This is a genomic window from Bradyrhizobium sp. SPXBL-02 (genome assembly GCF_051853065.1).
GTDB lineage: Bacteria > Pseudomonadota > Alphaproteobacteria > Rhizobiales > Xanthobacteraceae > Bradyrhizobium.
The window spans coordinates 6,747,629-6,762,576 of record NZ_CP182474.1 but is presented as its reverse complement, the minus strand read 5'-3'; the positions used below and the strand labels follow the sequence as shown (position 1 = coordinate 6,762,576).

Annotated in this window: 14 protein-coding genes; 6 read left to right on the top strand and 8 right to left on the bottom strand. The window is 66.4% G+C overall.

The features are described 5' to 3' along the window. Window positions 1–19: 19 nt before the first annotated feature. From ACNJYD_RS31455 to ACNJYD_RS31430, 6 genes are all read right to left on the bottom strand, one after another. Window positions 20–1,051 (bottom strand): NAD-dependent epimerase/dehydratase family protein, encoded by a 1,032-nt coding sequence (locus ACNJYD_RS31455; RefSeq protein WP_212259118.1) that lies wholly within the window; start codon window positions 1,049–1,051, stop codon window positions 20–22. 28 nt (window positions 1,052–1,079) lie between these two features. After that, complete coding sequence (locus ACNJYD_RS31450; RefSeq protein ID WP_172787530.1) at window positions 1,080–1,598, bottom strand: Mpo1 family 2-hydroxy fatty acid dioxygenase; 519 nt, start codon at window positions 1,596–1,598, stop codon at window positions 1,080–1,082. 171 nt (window positions 1,599–1,769) lie between these two features. Beyond that, the gene (locus ACNJYD_RS31445) at window positions 1,770–2,438 is read right to left on the bottom strand and encodes an OmpA family protein (RefSeq protein WP_439364307.1); all 669 of its coding nucleotides are present in this window, start codon (window positions 2,436–2,438) and stop codon (window positions 1,770–1,772) included. Further along, window positions 2,438–2,854: a hypothetical protein gene (locus tag ACNJYD_RS31440; protein ID WP_212259119.1), complete on the bottom strand. Its 417-nt coding sequence runs from the start codon at window positions 2,852–2,854 to the stop codon at window positions 2,438–2,440. Before ACNJYD_RS31440 ends, ACNJYD_RS31445 begins: the two co-directional genes overlap by 1 nt. A gap of 88 nt (window positions 2,855–2,942) precedes the next feature. Next, a complete protein-coding gene (locus ACNJYD_RS31435) occupies window positions 2,943–3,230 on the bottom strand; it encodes a type II toxin-antitoxin system HicB family antitoxin (RefSeq protein WP_172787477.1) in 288 nt (95 codons plus the stop codon). A gap of 8 nt (window positions 3,231–3,238) precedes the next feature. Further along, window positions 3,239–5,806, bottom strand: a complete 2,568-nt coding sequence (locus tag ACNJYD_RS31430; protein WP_439364305.1) for an ATP-dependent helicase — start codon at window positions 5,804–5,806, stop codon at window positions 3,239–3,241. 237 nt (window positions 5,807–6,043) lie between these two features. On the opposite strand from ACNJYD_RS31430, the gene ACNJYD_RS31425 reads away from it, so the two are divergent. Further along, window positions 6,044–6,217 carry a DUF1328 domain-containing protein gene (locus ACNJYD_RS31425; protein WP_036006471.1) on the top strand — a complete coding sequence of 58 codons (174 nt, stop codon included), beginning with the start codon at window positions 6,044–6,046 and terminating at the stop codon, window positions 6,215–6,217. A 16-nt stretch (window positions 6,218–6,233) separates the two neighbouring features. Here the strand turns inward: ACNJYD_RS31425 and ACNJYD_RS31420 are convergent, their stop codons facing one another. After that, window positions 6,234–6,740: a thioesterase family protein gene (locus tag ACNJYD_RS31420; protein WP_439364303.1), complete on the bottom strand. Its 507-nt coding sequence runs from the start codon at window positions 6,738–6,740 to the stop codon at window positions 6,234–6,236. Between the two features lie 87 nt (window positions 6,741–6,827). Between ACNJYD_RS31420 and ACNJYD_RS31415 the strand changes: the two genes are divergently transcribed. From ACNJYD_RS31415 to ACNJYD_RS31405, 3 genes are all read left to right on the top strand, one after another. Next, window positions 6,828–8,252: an FAD-binding oxidoreductase gene (locus ACNJYD_RS31415; RefSeq protein ID WP_439364302.1), complete on the top strand. Its 1,425-nt coding sequence runs from the start codon at window positions 6,828–6,830 to the stop codon at window positions 8,250–8,252. 99 nt (window positions 8,253–8,351) lie between these two features. Further along, entirely contained in the window at window positions 8,352–9,680 is a 1,329-nt protein-coding gene (locus tag ACNJYD_RS31410; RefSeq protein ID WP_439364300.1) for a Spy/CpxP family protein refolding chaperone, read from the top strand. A 34-nt stretch (window positions 9,681–9,714) separates the two neighbouring features. After that, the gene (locus ACNJYD_RS31405) at window positions 9,715–10,080 is read left to right on the top strand and encodes a hypothetical protein (RefSeq protein WP_172787472.1); all 366 of its coding nucleotides are present in this window, start codon (window positions 9,715–9,717) and stop codon (window positions 10,078–10,080) included. A 51-nt stretch (window positions 10,081–10,131) separates the two neighbouring features. On the opposite strand, the gene ACNJYD_RS31400 is transcribed toward ACNJYD_RS31405, so the two are convergent. Beyond that, window positions 10,132–11,607: a caspase family protein gene (locus ACNJYD_RS31400; RefSeq protein WP_439364298.1), complete on the bottom strand. Its 1,476-nt coding sequence runs from the start codon at window positions 11,605–11,607 to the stop codon at window positions 10,132–10,134. 423 nt (window positions 11,608–12,030) lie between these two features. Here ACNJYD_RS31400 and ACNJYD_RS31395 point away from each other — a divergent pair, with 423 nt between their 5' ends. Then, window positions 12,031–13,062 carry a TRAP transporter substrate-binding protein gene (locus ACNJYD_RS31395; protein WP_439364297.1) on the top strand — a complete coding sequence of 344 codons (1,032 nt, stop codon included), beginning with the start codon at window positions 12,031–12,033 and terminating at the stop codon, window positions 13,060–13,062. 22 nt (window positions 13,063–13,084) lie between these two features. Beyond that, window positions 13,085–14,938, top strand: a complete 1,854-nt coding sequence (locus ACNJYD_RS31390) for a TRAP transporter large permease (protein WP_439367538.1) — start codon at window positions 13,085–13,087, stop codon at window positions 14,936–14,938. Window positions 14,939–14,948 lie beyond the last annotated feature (10 nt).

Sequence of the window (14,948 nt, the reverse complement as noted above, 5' to 3'; positions counted from 1 at the left end):
TTGCGTTTGGGCGGCGGCTTCAGCTCGCGCGCGAGGAGAGCGCGTGATGCTTGAGGGCGCCGGAGGGCTGCTGGCCGTTGCGGGCGAGCAGATGGGTGATGGTTTCGCGCAAGACCGGCTCGATCGGACGCGGCGAATAGCCGAGCTCGTTACGGGCCTTGCCGATCGAAAGATCGCTCGCGGCGAGTGCGATCCGCACGCCCTCGGCGGTGCCGTTCGGCGGCCGGCGCGTGATGTGGTCGGCGATGGATTCGAGCATGATCGCAGAGAGCTCGGCGATCTTGCCGGGTACGACGATCGGAAACTGCCGGCGGCCGCTCATCGCCGACATCATGCGCAGGATGTCGCCGAGCGGGACGCAGTCGCCGCCGAGGATGTAGCGCTGCCCGAGGCGGCCGCGTTCCATGGTCAGCACGAGGCCCATGGCGACGTCGCGGACGTCGACCAGGTTGACCAGGAAGTTGAGATGCGGCTGCACCTTCTTCTGCAGGAAGTACCAGAGCATCGCGGTCGGCGGTGTCAGATTATGGTCGGCAGCGCCGATCGGCATGGTCGGCGTGCCGATCACCAGCGGAAAGCCCGCTTCTGCCGCCTTGGCGGCATGATGCTCGGCGAGCGATTTTGAGCGCGTGTAGGCGCCGGGCATCGCCTCGGCCGGCTGCAGCGCCTCTTCGGCGGGAACGCCTTTGAGGTCGGAATAGGGGAACAGGATCGATTCCGTCGAGCAGTGCAGGAAGCGCGAGACGCCCCGCTTCATTGCCGCTGCGAGCACGATTTCGGTACCGCGGCAATTGACGTCGTGGAAGTCCTGCTTGTTGGCGACCCACATGCCGGGCAGGCCGGCGAGGTGATAGACCTGATCGACACCGGCGATCGCCGCATCGACCGCGGCGCAATCCAGCACCGAGCCGAGGACGTGATCGACGTCCGCGTTCGCCGCGGTCGGCGCACGGACATCGAGAACGCGGACCCGCTGCCCACGGGCGCGGAGCGCTTCTACGAGGTGATGTCCGATGAAGCCGCTGCCACCGGTAACCAGGACGAGAGCCATGCAGAAGGTTGCTGTTTTGCTTCGAGCGTTATCGGGTTGAAAGGGAATTGGCCGGAAGAGGCGCCAGAATCGCGGCAAGGTCGCGACGGAAGCCCAATGCAATGAATAATTTTGCCATGACGAACATCGGTCCAAGCAAAAGATGCGAGGGAAAAGTGAACAACGAGGCCTCGCGCCCCTCAAAAACCTTATGGCCGATGGCCTGCGCGGCGAGGCCGAGCGCCACCAGAGTCGCGAAAATCGCCCACATCGTCGCGGTGCCGACCTGCGCCGCAATGGTCGTCGCAACCGAAAACAGCACGACCGAGACGGCCAGAATGCCGAGCCCGAGCGCCGCGTCGAGCAGCAGCCAGTAAATCAAGACCGGCACGGCCAGGACCACCGCCAGGCTCACGTTGAATCCGAACAGCGGAAGCTTGACCAGCGTCAGCGGCAGCACGGCGCCGGTGAACAGCAGCAGGATGCCGACCACATGCATCGCCGTGTTCCGGGGATCGCGATGGTACTCGACATACACGGCAAGTTGGCGCTGGAAAAAGCCACCCATTTCGGTCTCATGCAGCACGGGGTCGGGAAGGGCGAACAGAGGCTATAGCACTGGACCGGGCGGTGCACAAACCGGCACTTTTGTCGCGCGAAACCGTGTGCGCGCGCCCGGGACAGGCTGCAAAATAGCCCGCGCTTCAAGGGGTTCCGTCAACCGCGGAGCCGCCTTTGCTCAGCGCTTCTTGGCGGGCTTTTTAGCCGCAGGCGCGGGGGCCGCAGCCGGATGCGGCGCCTCCTCCGGCAGCTTGGCATAGGTCAGGATCTGCAACTGGCCGTTGACGGCGGAGGTCGGCTTGGTCCGGTCGAGGAATTGCTCCTCGCCGAGGCCGATCGGATGCAGCCGCTTGGTCGAGATCTTGAAGGTGTTCACCAGCACGTCGCGGATCGCATCGGCCCGGCGCTGGCTCAGGATCGCATTGGCCTCGCGCGTCTTCGAATTGGATTCGACGTGGCCGACGATCAGGAAGGTGTAGGGCAGCAGCGAGGAGTGAACCAGCGCGTCCGCAATGCGGCCGACGGTCTGGTAGGACGCCGGCTGGATGATCGGCGTGTCTGCGTCGAACTGGATCTGCGCATTGAACGCGGGCAGCTTGGCAAGCTCCGGCGCGATCAACGGCCGGTTCACCGGACCCGGATCGTTCTTGATCCTGGTCTTGGCGCGCTCCATCACCTGCTGCTTCAGCGCGGGCAGGTCGACCTCGGCGGCTTCCTCGAAATGGTTCAGCTTGCCGACGATGTCGTCGCGGGTCGGTGCCGCCGTCTGCGCGCCGGCGGTGCCCGCGAGCAAAGCGAGGCCCAGCGCCAAGCCCAGCCCTGCGGTGGCGAGCCCGTTCGCGCGCATCAGCGATACCCCGCGTCGTCGACGGCCTTCAGGCAGTTGTTGCTGATGCCCTTGGGGGTCGAGACCAGGCAGGGGACCGACTTGCTGGTCTCCTTGGTCGAGCCGCCGCAGACCTTGACGATCTCGCGCTGGCAGGCGTTCGCCACCGTGACGCGCGCGGCGACGCGCTTCTGGATGGCGTCGAACACGCCGAGATAGTCGCTCGCGCATTGCGGCGTGAGCACGTCGCGGTTGCGCGACAGGCACTCCTTCAGGCGGGTCGAGTCCGGGTTGACGCCGCGGCAATTGGCGACGATTTCCGCACCGCAGCTCGCCGCCAGCTTCCCGATCGAATCGCCAAAGCTCATGGTCTCCGCCGCCGCAAGCGACGGCATCCCCAATGCAAGCACGATCAATGTGATGGAGCCCCGGACCATGGGTTTATCTGATACGGGGAAGTTCGCGGTGGTCAAGGGGCGTTCGGGCGAGAACTGTCGAGAGTCCGCTTGGTGCGGCGAACAGTCCTCACTCCGCGTCCGCGGCGGGTGGCCATTCGATCAGGACGGCCGTGTGTTTCCCCAGGTCCTCGGCAAACTCCGGATCGGCCTTGAGCTCGTCCAGCGTTCGAGGCGGGGGCAGCTGGCGACCGTCCGCGATCAGTTCCTGCGCATAGAATGCGAGCGCCTCGGGCGCATTCTCGAGGGCCTCGTCGACATCGTCGCCGCCGGAGAAGCAGCCGGGCAGGTCCGGAAACCACACGCCGACGGCCTCGTCCGGGTCGGCGTTCTCAATGATGGCAACGTACCGAGCCATCTCGGGCCTCACACCCGCTGCACGAAACTGTCCACGACCTTCTTCTCGCCGGCCTTGTCGAAGGCGATGGTGAGCTTGTTGCCGTCGATCTTGGTGACGCGGCCATAGCCGAATTTCTGGTGGAAGACGCGGTCTTCCAGCGAGAATTCGGACGTCGTGCCGGTGGATTTGGCGACCAGCTCGCCCTCGATGGTCAGGGGTCCGCGGCGGCGCGCGGAGAAGCTGCCGAAATCGGGGCCCGATGACGAGGAGGACGAGAACGTTGCGGCGTCTTCCTCGAAGCCGCCGGTGCGGCCGCCGCCGCGATTCCGGTTCGCCTGCGCGCGCTGCCAGCCCGGCGTCGAATAGCTGGACCCGAACGCCTCCATGTCGTCGAAGCGAGAGGCGCCGTAGCCGCCGCTGCCGCCCCATCCAGAGCCGCCCTTGGATTCCGTGATCTCGACATTGGCCGCCGGTAATTCGTCGAGGAAGCGCGACGGGATCGTGGTCGACCAGGTGCCGTGGATCCGGCGATTGGTCGCGAAATAGATCTTTGCGCGGCGGCGGGCGCGGGTCAGGCCGACATGGCCGAGCCGGCGCTCTTCTTCCAGGCCGGCGCGGCCCTGTTCGTCCAGGGTGCGCTGGCTCGGGAACAGGCCTTCCTCCCAGCCCGGCAGGAACACGTTGTCGAATTCGAGGCCCTTGGCCGAATGCAGCGTCATCAGCGACACCGCGTCGTCCTCGGCACCGCCCTCGCGGTCCATCACCAGCGAGATGTGCTCCAGGAACCCTTGCAGGTTCTCGAACTCCTCCATCGAGCGCACGAGCTCTTTCAGGTTCTCCAGCCGGCCTGCGGCGTCGGCCGAGCGGTCCTTCTGCCACATCTCGGTATAGCCGCTCTCGTCGAGCACGATCTGGGCGAGATCGGTGTGCGCGGTGACCTCGCGCTGGGCGCGCCAGCGGTCGAACTGCGCGATGAGATCGCGCAGCGAGCCGCGCGCCTTCGGCTTCAGCTCGTCGGTCTCGACCACGGCGCGCGCCGCCTCGAACAGGGGAATGCGGCGCTTGCGGGCGTGGTCGTGCAGCATCTGCACGGTGGCGTCGCCAAGCCCGCGCTTCGGCGTATTGACGATACGCTCGAAGGCGAGATCGTCGGCCGGCGAATTGATGACGCGCAAGTACGCCAGCGCGTCGCGGATCTCCGCGCGCTCATAGAAGCGCGGGCCGCCGATGACGCGATAGGGCAGGCCGAGCGTGACGAAGCGGTCTTCGAATTCGCGCATCTGGTAGGAGGCGCGCACGAGAATGGCGATCTCGTTGAGCTTCTCGCCCTGGCGCTGCAGCTGCTCGATCTCCTCGCCGATGCCGCGGGCTTCCTCTTCCGAGTCCCAGGAGCCCGTCACGGTGACCTTCTCGCCGTCCTGATCCTCGGTGCGCAGCGTCTTGCCGAGCCGGCCTTCATTGTGTGCGATCAGATGCGAGGCGGCGGCGAGGATGTGACCCGTCGAGCGATAGTTGCGCTCGAGGCGGATCACCTTGGCGCCCGGGAAATCGTGCTCGAAGCGCAGGATGTTGTCGACCTCGGCGCCGCGCCAGCCATAGATCGACTGGTCGTCGTCACCGACGCAGCAGATGTTTTTGGTCTTCTCCCTCTCCCCGCTTGCGGGGAGAGGGTCGGGGTGAGGGGGAGTCTCCACGCGCGCGGTGCTTGGAGAGTCCCCCTCACCCGCCGCACTTCGTGCGTCGGCCTCTCCCCGCAAGCGGGGAGAGGCGAGGGAAGAAGGCGCCTGCGACAGCAGCCGCAGCCACAGATATTGCGCGACGTTCGTATCCTGGTACTCGTCGACCAGGATGAACTTGAAGCGTTGCTGGTACTGCCTGAGAATATCCGGGTGCTCGCGGAAGATGCGGATGTTCTCCAGCAGGAGATCGCCGAAATCGGCCGCGTTCAGGATCTTCAGCCGCTCCTGGTAGCTCGCATAGAGCTTGCCGCCCTTGCCGTTGGCGAACATCGCGGCCTCGCCCGACGGGACCTGCGAGGGCATCAGGCCGCGGTTCTTCCAGCCGTCGATCAGGCCGGCCAGCATCCGTGCCGGCCAGCGTTTCTCGTCGATGTTGTCGGCCTGGAGCAACTGCTTGAGCAGCCGGACCTGGTCGTCGACGTCGAGCACGGTGAAGTTCGACTTGAGCTGCGCCAGCTCGGCATGGACGCGCAGGATGCGGCCGCCGATGGAGTGGAAGGTGCCGAGCCACGGCATGCCCTCCACGGCGTGGCCGAGCATCTGGCCGAGCCGGTGCTTCATCTCGCGCGCGGCCTTGTTGGTGAAGGTCACCGACAGGATCTCGGCCGGGCGGGCGCGGCCCTGGCTCAGGATGTGGGCGATGCGCGTGGTCAGGACGCGCGTCTTGCCGGTGCCGGCGCCGGCCAGCACCAGGACCGGGCCGTCCAGCGTCTCCACCGCCTCGCGCTGCTCCGGATTGAGCCCGGCGAGGTATTTCGGGCCCACCGAGGCGCGCGCACGCGCGGCGATGCCGCCGGCTGCGGGCTGGTGGTCGGGTACGGCTGTGATCTTGCTCGGCTCGGTCATGCGAATCATCGGCCCCACGATGGCACCGCGGGGTGGTGGAAGGGAGCCTTCTTAACAGGGATTGGTGCCTATATGGGGGCGCCGGGCAGGGTTTTCCACGTGCGCGGCGCGCCGATTTGTTCCAGCCCGGGCCGCGAATTTCGCTCCCGCCGGGGCCGGAACTATCGTTCCCGCGTCGAGATTGTCAGGGCAGGTGGCGCGGCCAGCCGCGTCGATCGCAGACAACATCAAGACGAGGGTTTGACCATGCTAGGCTGGGTTGTGACGTTTCTGGTTATCGCACTGATCGCCGGCATCCTGGGCTTCGGCGGCGTCGCCGGCGCTTCGATCGAGATCGCCAAGATCATCTTCTTCATCGCAGTCGTTCTGTTCCTGGTCTCGGCCGTCGTCGGCCTGGCCCGCGGCCGCAACAGGATATAGCGCGGCGGATCATGCACTAGCGCTTCGAGGGCATCGCCACATTCCGGCCGATGCCCTCGGGTCGCGTCAAGGCGCTGTGGGACTTGGCGACCCCGGCAATGCGCTGCTGGATGTCGGGCGGAAACGGCGCAACGCGCCGCGCCTTCATGTCCATGTGCAGCGACATGTTCTCGGACGTTGCCGACAGCCAGCCCTCGGTGCCGTGCCGCAGCTCTTCGAATGTGTGCAGCCGCTTGTCGTCGGCCTCCAGCAGCCACACCAGGATTTGCACGGGATCGCCGAGATGGATCTCGCGCAAATAGCGCACGTGGCACTCGGCGGTGAAGGTCGAGCCGTGGCGCTCTTTCTTGTAGACCGGGCCAATCCCCAGCTCGAGCCAGAACTCGTCGATCGCCCGGTCGAACATCACGTTGTAATAGGCCATGTTGAGATGGCCGTTATAGTCGATCCATTGCGGCTCGATCTGCATGATCGAGGAGCGAAACGGCTCTGCGTTCGGCGCTGTGGCGGCGGTCTCTGGCATGTGTCCTTCCCAAGCTATGCGTCCGGTCCCTTGACTTGACCGGTTATATGTCCTTTGCCACGGTCTCTTCTCGTCGGGAGGAATTCCGTGGGTACGACCATCACCAATAATCCGCCGCGGCCGGAGCCGAAAGCCCTCGCAAGCGCGCTGGAGCAGCTTGCCGCACGCTTCGGCAACCGCCTCATCACCTCGCAGGCCGTGCGCGAGCAGCACGGCCATACCACCACGTGGATCGTCAATCAGCCGCCGGACGGCGTGGTGATGGCGCAGGAGACCGCCGACATCCAGGACGTGGTGCGGATCTGCGCGAAACATCGCGTGCCCGTCATTGCCTTCGGCACCGGCACCTCGCTGGAGGGCCAGGTCAACGCGCCTGCCGGCGGCATCTCGATCGACCTGCGCGACATGAACAAGGTGCTCGCGGTGCATGCCGAGGACCTCGATTGCGTGATCCAGCCTGGCGTCACCCGCAAGGCGCTGAACGAGCATCTGCGCGACCAGGGCCTGTTCTTCCCGATCGATCCGGGCGCGGATGCTTCGCTCGGCGGCATGGCCTCGACCCGCGCCTCCGGCACCAATGCGGTGCGCTACGGCACCATGCGCGACAGCGTGCTGGCGCTGAAAGTGGTGCGCGGCGACGGCGAGATCATCACCACGGGCACGCGCGCCAAGAAATCCTCCGCGGGCTATGACCTGACGCATCTGTTCGTCGGCGCCGAAGGCACGCTCGGCATCATCTCGGAATTGACCATCCGCCTGCGCGGCATCCCCGAGACGATCGCGGCCGGCGCGGTGTCGTTCGAGACCGTGCACGGCGCCTGCCAGGCCGTGATCCTGGCAATCCAGACCGGCATTCCCGTGGCGCGCATCGAGCTGCTCAACGCCGCGCAGGTGAAGGCCTGCAACGCCTATTCCAAGCTGACTCTGCCCGAGACGCCGCTGCTGCTGATGGAATTCCACGGCAGCGAGGTCGAGGTCGCCGAGCAGTCGAAGGCCTTCGGCGAGATCGCAAAGGACTGCGGCGGCGGCGATTTCTCCTGGACCACCAAGCCGGAGGATCGCACCAAGCTGTGGCAGGCGCGGCACGACGCCTATTGGTCGGTGAAGGCGCTGCGGCCCGGCGACGGCATCGGCGTGGTCGCAACCGACGTCTGCGTACCGATCTCGCGGCTCGCCGACTGCGTCAGCGAGACCGAGGAAGACCTCAAGCGCCTCAATTTGCTGTCGCCGATCGTCGGCCATGTCGGTGACGGCAATTTCCACTGCTCGCTGGTCTGCGACACCAACGATGCCGACGAGATGGCGCGCGGCGAGGAGTTCATGCACCGCCTGGTCGAGCGTGCGCAGGCGATGGACGGCACCTGTACCGGCGAGCACGGCATCGGCCAGGGCAAGCAGAAATATCTCAAGGCCGAACTCGGCCCCGAAGCGCTCGATGCGATGCGGGCCCTGAAGAAGGCGCTCGATCCGCTCAATATCTTCAACCCCGGCAAGATTGTGCCGGAGGCGTAAGGCCCGCGCCGCAGTCCGGGAACTTTCGGCAATGTTGCCGGTTCCAATTCCCGCCAAGTTCCGATGCCTCAATGGCAGGGCTGTGCGCGGGAGGGTGCGATGGTGCGACCGGTCGTTGGAATTGCCGCAATGGCCTTCGCCTGCCTGCTGGCGGGTGCGGCGCTGGCGAAGGGCGGACATGGCGGTGGCCATGGAGGCGGGCACGGCCACGGAGGCGGGCATGGCCATCACGGCGGTGGTCATCATGGCCATGGCCATCATGGCGGCGGCCATTTCCGTGGGCACGGCGGCGGGCACGCGCATGGCGGCGGGCATCATCGCGGGATGCGGTTCACAACCGGTGCCCGACGCGGCGGCCCGAACTTCGGTCAGATCCGCAATGCCGCGATACGGCCGGCGAACTTCCGCAACGCCTGGAACGCCAGCGCATTCCGCAACGGCCGGCTGATCAGCAATCCGGCGGCCCGCGCACAGATCGCCGCGGCGGCGGCACTCGCCGGCTGGGGCGGCGCAAGCAGCGGGTGGTGGCAACATCCGGGTGGCGGCTATGGCTGGGTGGGGCCGCTGTTCTGGCCGTTCGCCTATAACGACCTCTACGATTACGCGATCTGGGGCGACGGGCTCGGCTTCTGGGGCTACGGCTATCCGGACATCTATGCCGGCATTTTCGGCCCCTACGGTTATGATCGGCTGTCGGCCTATCTGCCGCAGCAGCCGCAGGGCCGGCGGCGGGCGCGCAGCGCGCCGCTGGATGAGCTCTGCGGCAGCGACCGCCGCGCCATCGTCGGCCTGCCGATCGATCAGATCGCGGCCACGGTGCAGCCGACCGATGCGCAGGGCGCGGCTCTCGATGCGCTCGGCAACGCCTCGGTCGACGCGGCGGCATTGATCCGCACATCCTGTCCGACGCAGGCCGCAGCGACGGCGCCCGGCCGGCTCGCCGCCATGCAGCAGCGTGTCGAGGCGATGCAGAAGGCCGTCGAGCTGGTCCAGCCCGCGCTCGACACATTCTATGGTTCACTCAACGACGAGCAGAAGGCGCGCTTCAACGCGCTCGCCGACGATCAGCGTCGTGCCGCGGCATCGAACAATGCGGGCGGATCCTCGGTGCAGACTTGCAGCGCGTCCGCCGCGTTCGATTGGCCCGGCGCCACGATCGAGGACAGACTTCGTCCCAACGACACCCAGCGCGCGGCGCTCCAGGTGCTCCAGGACACCAGCGCCAAAGTCAGCGCATCGCTCAAGGCGGCCTGCGAGCCCAATGAGGTGATGACGCCGCCGGCCCGCATGGCCGCGATTCGCAAGCGCCTCGACGTGATGCTGGACGGGATCAAGTCGGTGCGGGCGGCGCTCGATGATTTCTACGCCACGCTCAACGACGAGCAGAAGGCGCAGTTCGAGGCGATCGGCCCGCGCCGCATGTCCTGAACGCCGCGAGCAATTGAAGACCACGGGTGGGGCAATGAAGTGGTTCGCGAGGCGAGAGCCGGCAGACGTCTGGGACGAGCCAGTCGGGAGGCCGATCGGCGATATCGAGGCCGCCGACCGGATCCGCAACATCTGCCAGGCGGCGCGAACGATCGCCGAGGCCGCCGGAGCTTCAGCGCCGGCCAGCACGCGCGAGCGCTATGAACGCGCGGCCCGCACCGCGATGGAGATCGCGATGAAGATCTCCGACGATCTGATGCGCGACGATGCGGTGCGCCGCATCGTGGATCTCTGCATGAAGGCTGAGGACATCAAGACGGCGCAGATCCTGTCGCGCGCGATCCAGGCAGGCTGGATTCGGGAAGCCGTGCTCCGGGACTACCCGACGCTGTCGCAATAAGTTCGGCTCGCGCGATTGGCGCGAGCCGAATGCTGCTTGTGCCGGACCGGCTCAGTATCTGCGGTACCCGCCATTGTGGTCTCCGCCGCGGCCGCCCATTCCCATGCCGAGACCGATCCCTACGCCGATGCCGATGCCTTGCATCACAGCCTCCGGCGGCGGACCGCGATCCGGCGGCGGCGCGCGCTCGTAGACCACTTGCTCGGACGGCCGTCGCTTGGGCGGCGTCTCGACCACCTTGCGCTTCGGCGGGGTCTCGTCGACGCGCTTCTTGATCACGGGCGGAACCGAGGGGTTGACCGGCGTTGCCGGGGTCGCGGGCGTCGAGCACGGGCAGGTCGGCGCCATCGCGACCGCGACGGGCGTCACCGCGGAGGCGACGGGCACGGCGTAATTGCGGTTCTGTACGCGCAGCAGCAGCCGGCGCGCGGTTGCCGCGAGATCGCTGTTGTCCCAGTTCGCCAGATAAGCTTCGAACGAGGCGCGGGTGTTGATGGCGGTGGCACGCTCCCACGCCAGCATCTGGCGACGCCGCTCCAGCACCGTACGCAGGCGCGGCGTGCGGGTGTCCTGGGCATACAGCTCGATATAGGCCTGATACGCCTCCGCGGTGTCCTCGGTGATCACGAGCTCATAGGCCACCGTGGCCGGCTTGCCCTGCAACGTCTTGCGCCAATCTTCGACGCTGCGCGTGCCGCTGGCGAGCGCCATCGCGTTCGCGCCGGGAAGCGCGGGCGTGCTGCCGCTGCTCTCACCGAAGAACTTGAAGTCGGTAGTCAGCGAGGAGCTTTCCCATGGGATCTGCCGCCCGTCGGTCGATTGCGCCACGGCGACGCGGATGCGCTTGAACACTTCCTCGATCGGCAGGTTCGGCTGCTTGGCAATGGTCAGCGCGGCCGTGGTGTAGGGGCTGTCGATGCCGTTGCCGTCCTCGGCCTCGGCGCCGGGCGAGGTCGAGTAGGAGATGAAGGAGCCGGGCGCGCCGGCCTTGGTGTCGACGATCGCAAGGCCGTGGCCGTCGCCGCTGAGCGCGGGGAACGGGTTGTTGCGGCAGGCGTCGAGCATGAAGATGCGGGCCCGCGTCGGCAGCGCGCCGAGCGTGTTGAGCAGGTCGTTCAGCCGCACGCCCTGCAGCGGGATGTCGGCCTCGCGCTTGGGGTCGAGATCGACGGGCACCAGATAGTTCTCGCCGTCGATCTGCAGGCCGTGGCCGGCATAGAACACCAGCGCGACGGTGTCGGCGCCGCTGGCACTGACCTTGCCGGCGAAGTCCGAGATCGCCGCGCGCATCTCGGTCTGCGCCAGATTGGCCGCCGTGGTGACGGTGAAGCCGGCACTCCCGAGCAGCTCCGTCATGCCCTTGGCGTCGTTGGCGGCGTTGGGCAGCTCCGGCACGGTGCGATAGGCCGATTGGCCGATCACCAGCGCGAGCCGCGCTTCGGCGGCCGCTTCCGTCGGCGTCATCAACTGACTGAGTGCGAGAAGACCGGACGCAAGAAGCAAATTCGAAAACACTGGACGGCGCATGATGTCACCTCCAACGGCAATGCGCACGATGATGTCACTTTTTCTAAGCCCGCGCCACGCGGCCGTCTGTGCGCTGGATCACGCATGGGCCGCGGCAAAATGGGGCAGTCCGTCTGCCGGGGCTCGGGGCATTGGTCAGGCATCATCCATGTCAACTGCGCATTGATCCATGCTCCAATTGGATTGATCCGGTGCAATGGGCGACGGCGTTCCTTGCGCAGATCGGGCGGCAGGCCGATCCTCGCGGCAAATCTCCGGGAAATGGCGGTGATTTCGCTTGGCTGGCGACGGGCGGTATGCGCGCCGCGACGCTCCGTGACCGCAGCCGGCTACCTTGCCTGTGTCGTCGCTTTGGCCATACAGTCCGCGCAACGGCTGCGGCAACGACCGTGGCGAAGAAAAAGACCAGGGAGAAGCCGCACCATGACTATCGTGCCCGTGAACCGTCGCGCGTTCATCAAGTCATCGGCGGCGGTCACCGCCGGCATTGTGCTCTCTCCCGCCATCATCGGCCGCGCCGAAGCTGCGACGCTGAAGCTGAAATGCTCCTCCTCGCTGCCGAACGATCCCAAATACGCCAATGGCCGCGTCTACTACGACAACCTGGTCAAGAACCTGAAAGGCAACGGCCTCGGCGAGCAGATCGAGGTCGCTTTCTTTCCCGACAACCAGCTCGGTCAGGAGATCGACGTCATCAATTCGGTGAAGCTCGGCGTCATCGACCTCATGGTGTCGGGCTCGTCGATCTCGGCCAATCTGGTGCCGCTGGTCGGCACCTTCGACCTCGGCTTCCTGTTCTCGAGCTTCCCGCAGCAGACCAAAGCGTTTGAGGCCGGCGCCGCCAAGCCGATCGAGGACGCGCTGCTCAAGGGCGGCAACATCCGCATCATCGCCTGGGCCTATAATTTCGGCTCGCGCAGCGTGCTGGCGAAGAAGGCTGTGAAGACGCCGGAGGATCTCGCCGGCCTCAAGATCAGGACGCTGCCCAATCCCGTCATCACCGAATGCCTGCGCCTGATGGGCGCCGCCGCAACGCCGCTGGCCTTCGGCGAAATCTACACGGCCTTGCAGGCTGGCGTGCTGGATGGCCTGGAGCATGACCCGCCGACGATCCTCGCCAGCAAGTTCTTCGAAACGTCGAAATTCTACGCGCTGACGCAGCACAACTTCTCGCCGCTCGCGATCTATTTCAGCGACATGACGTACAACCGCATGGATCCGAAGCTGCGCGAGGGTTTCCTCGATGCCGCCAAGAAGGCCGCGGCCGACACCCGGGCCCATGGGCTCGCGGTCGAGAAGGAGGCGCTGGCCGCCTTGACCGAGAAGGGCGTGACCGTGGCCGAATGCGACCGCGAGGCGTTCAAGAAGCGCGTCGCGCCGCAACACGAGAACTTCATCAAGGCGCGGCCGGAGTCCAAGGCCGTCATCGACGTCATCCGCGCGACCCAAGCTTGATATGACCAAATCTGACGTGGCCATGTCAGCCGCCGTGCCCCTCTCGGGCGGCCGCCATGGCAGCATCACCTTGCTGCTTCGCGTCAGCGACGCGATCGCGGCCGTCCTGCTCGCCGCCGATCTCGTGGTGGTCTGCGCCTCCGTGCTGCTGCGCTTCTTCTTCAACGCGCCGGTCGAATGGTCCGACGACGTCGCGCGCGGCCTGATGGTCGGCTCGGCCTTCTTCGGCGCGGCGAGCGCGCTCGCGCGCGGCGAGAATGTCGGCGTTTCCTTCTTCCGCGATCTCTTGCCGGTGCGGCTGCGTTCGCTGGTCGATGCCGCCAGCGCGCTGCTGATCGTGCTGATTTCCGGCTACGTCGCCTACAACGCGATCAAGCTGGGCTCGCTCACTGCCGGCCAGACCACCGGCTCCGGTCTGCCGCTGGAGCTGACCTTCTATCCCATGGGGATCGGCGCGCTGTTCATGACGGTGTTCGCAATCGATCATCTCTGCGCGAGGCCGCTGCCCGATATCGCGAGGGGACTCATCGCGATCCTCGTCGTGACGGGCCTCTACCTCGCCTGGGATTATCTGTCGCCGGCCTCGGTGCCGTCGGCGGGCACCCTGATGATGATCGGCTTCTTCGCCACCCTGTTCGGCGGATTGCCGATCGGCTTTGCGCTGGCTCTGGCCGCGCTGATCTTCATCTGGGTCGAGGGCGCACTGCCCGGCGTGATCTTTGCCCAGCAGATGGCGCGCGGCATCGACAATTTCGTCCTGCTTGCGATCCCCTTCTTCATCCTTGTCGGCTATCTGATGGAAGCCAACGGCATGTCGGTGCGGCTGATCGAGCTGTTGCAGCGTGCCGTGGGCCGCATGCGCGGCGGCCTCAATGTCGTGATGGTGGCCTCGATGGTGCTGTTCTCGGGTATCTCCGGCTCGAAGATGGCCGACGTCGCCGCGGTCGGCTCGGTGCTGATCCCGGCTGCGCGGCGCTCCAAGCAGAACCCGGGCGGCGCGGTGGCGCTGCTGGCGGCCTCGGCGGTGATGGCGGAGACGATCCCGCCCTGCATCAACCTGATCATTCTCGGCTTCGTTGCCAACCTGTCGATCGGCGGCCTGTTCGTCGCAGGGCTGCTGCCGTCGGCGCTGATGGCGCTGGTGCTGATCGCGGTGTCCATCATCTTCGGCAAAAGGCCGGACAAGGTCGAGGATGTCGAGCCGCAGATGCCGGTGTCGGGGCTGTGGAGCGGCGCGATCGCATCCTTCGGCCTGATCTTCATGATCTTCTTCGGCTTCAAGAGCGGCTTTGCCACGGCGACGGAGATCTCGGCCTTCGCGGTGGCCTACGCGCTGGTCGTCGGCAGCGTGGTCTTCCGCGAGCTCGGCTTCAAAACCGCCGCGCACAGTTTCGTGCAGGCGGCGACGCGTGCGGGGTTGGTGCTGTTCATCGTCGCCGCCGCGCAGTCATTGGCGTTCACCCTGACTTTGCAGCAGGTGCCGCATGCGGTCGGCGACTTCATGCTGGGCCTCTCCAAGACCTCCGGCGTCTGGCTGTTCATCCTCTTGGCGATCGCCGTCCTGATCGTGATGGGCTCGGTGCTGGAGGGCGCGGCCGCGCTGATCATCTTCGGGCCGCTGCTGCTGCCGGTCGCGGTGCAGCTCGGCGTCGATCCCCTGCATTTCGGCGTCGTGCTCGTCATCGCAATGGGTATCGGCCTGTTTGCGCCGCCGCTCGGGCTCGGCCTCTACGGCGCCTGCCTGATCGGCAACGTGCCGATCGAGCAGACGGTGAAGCCGATCATGGGCTATCTTGGTCTCTTGTTCCTCTGCCTGCTCGTCATCGCCTTCGTGCCATGGCTCTCGACCGCGCTGCCGCGGGCATTCGGCTATTGAAGGAGTCCTG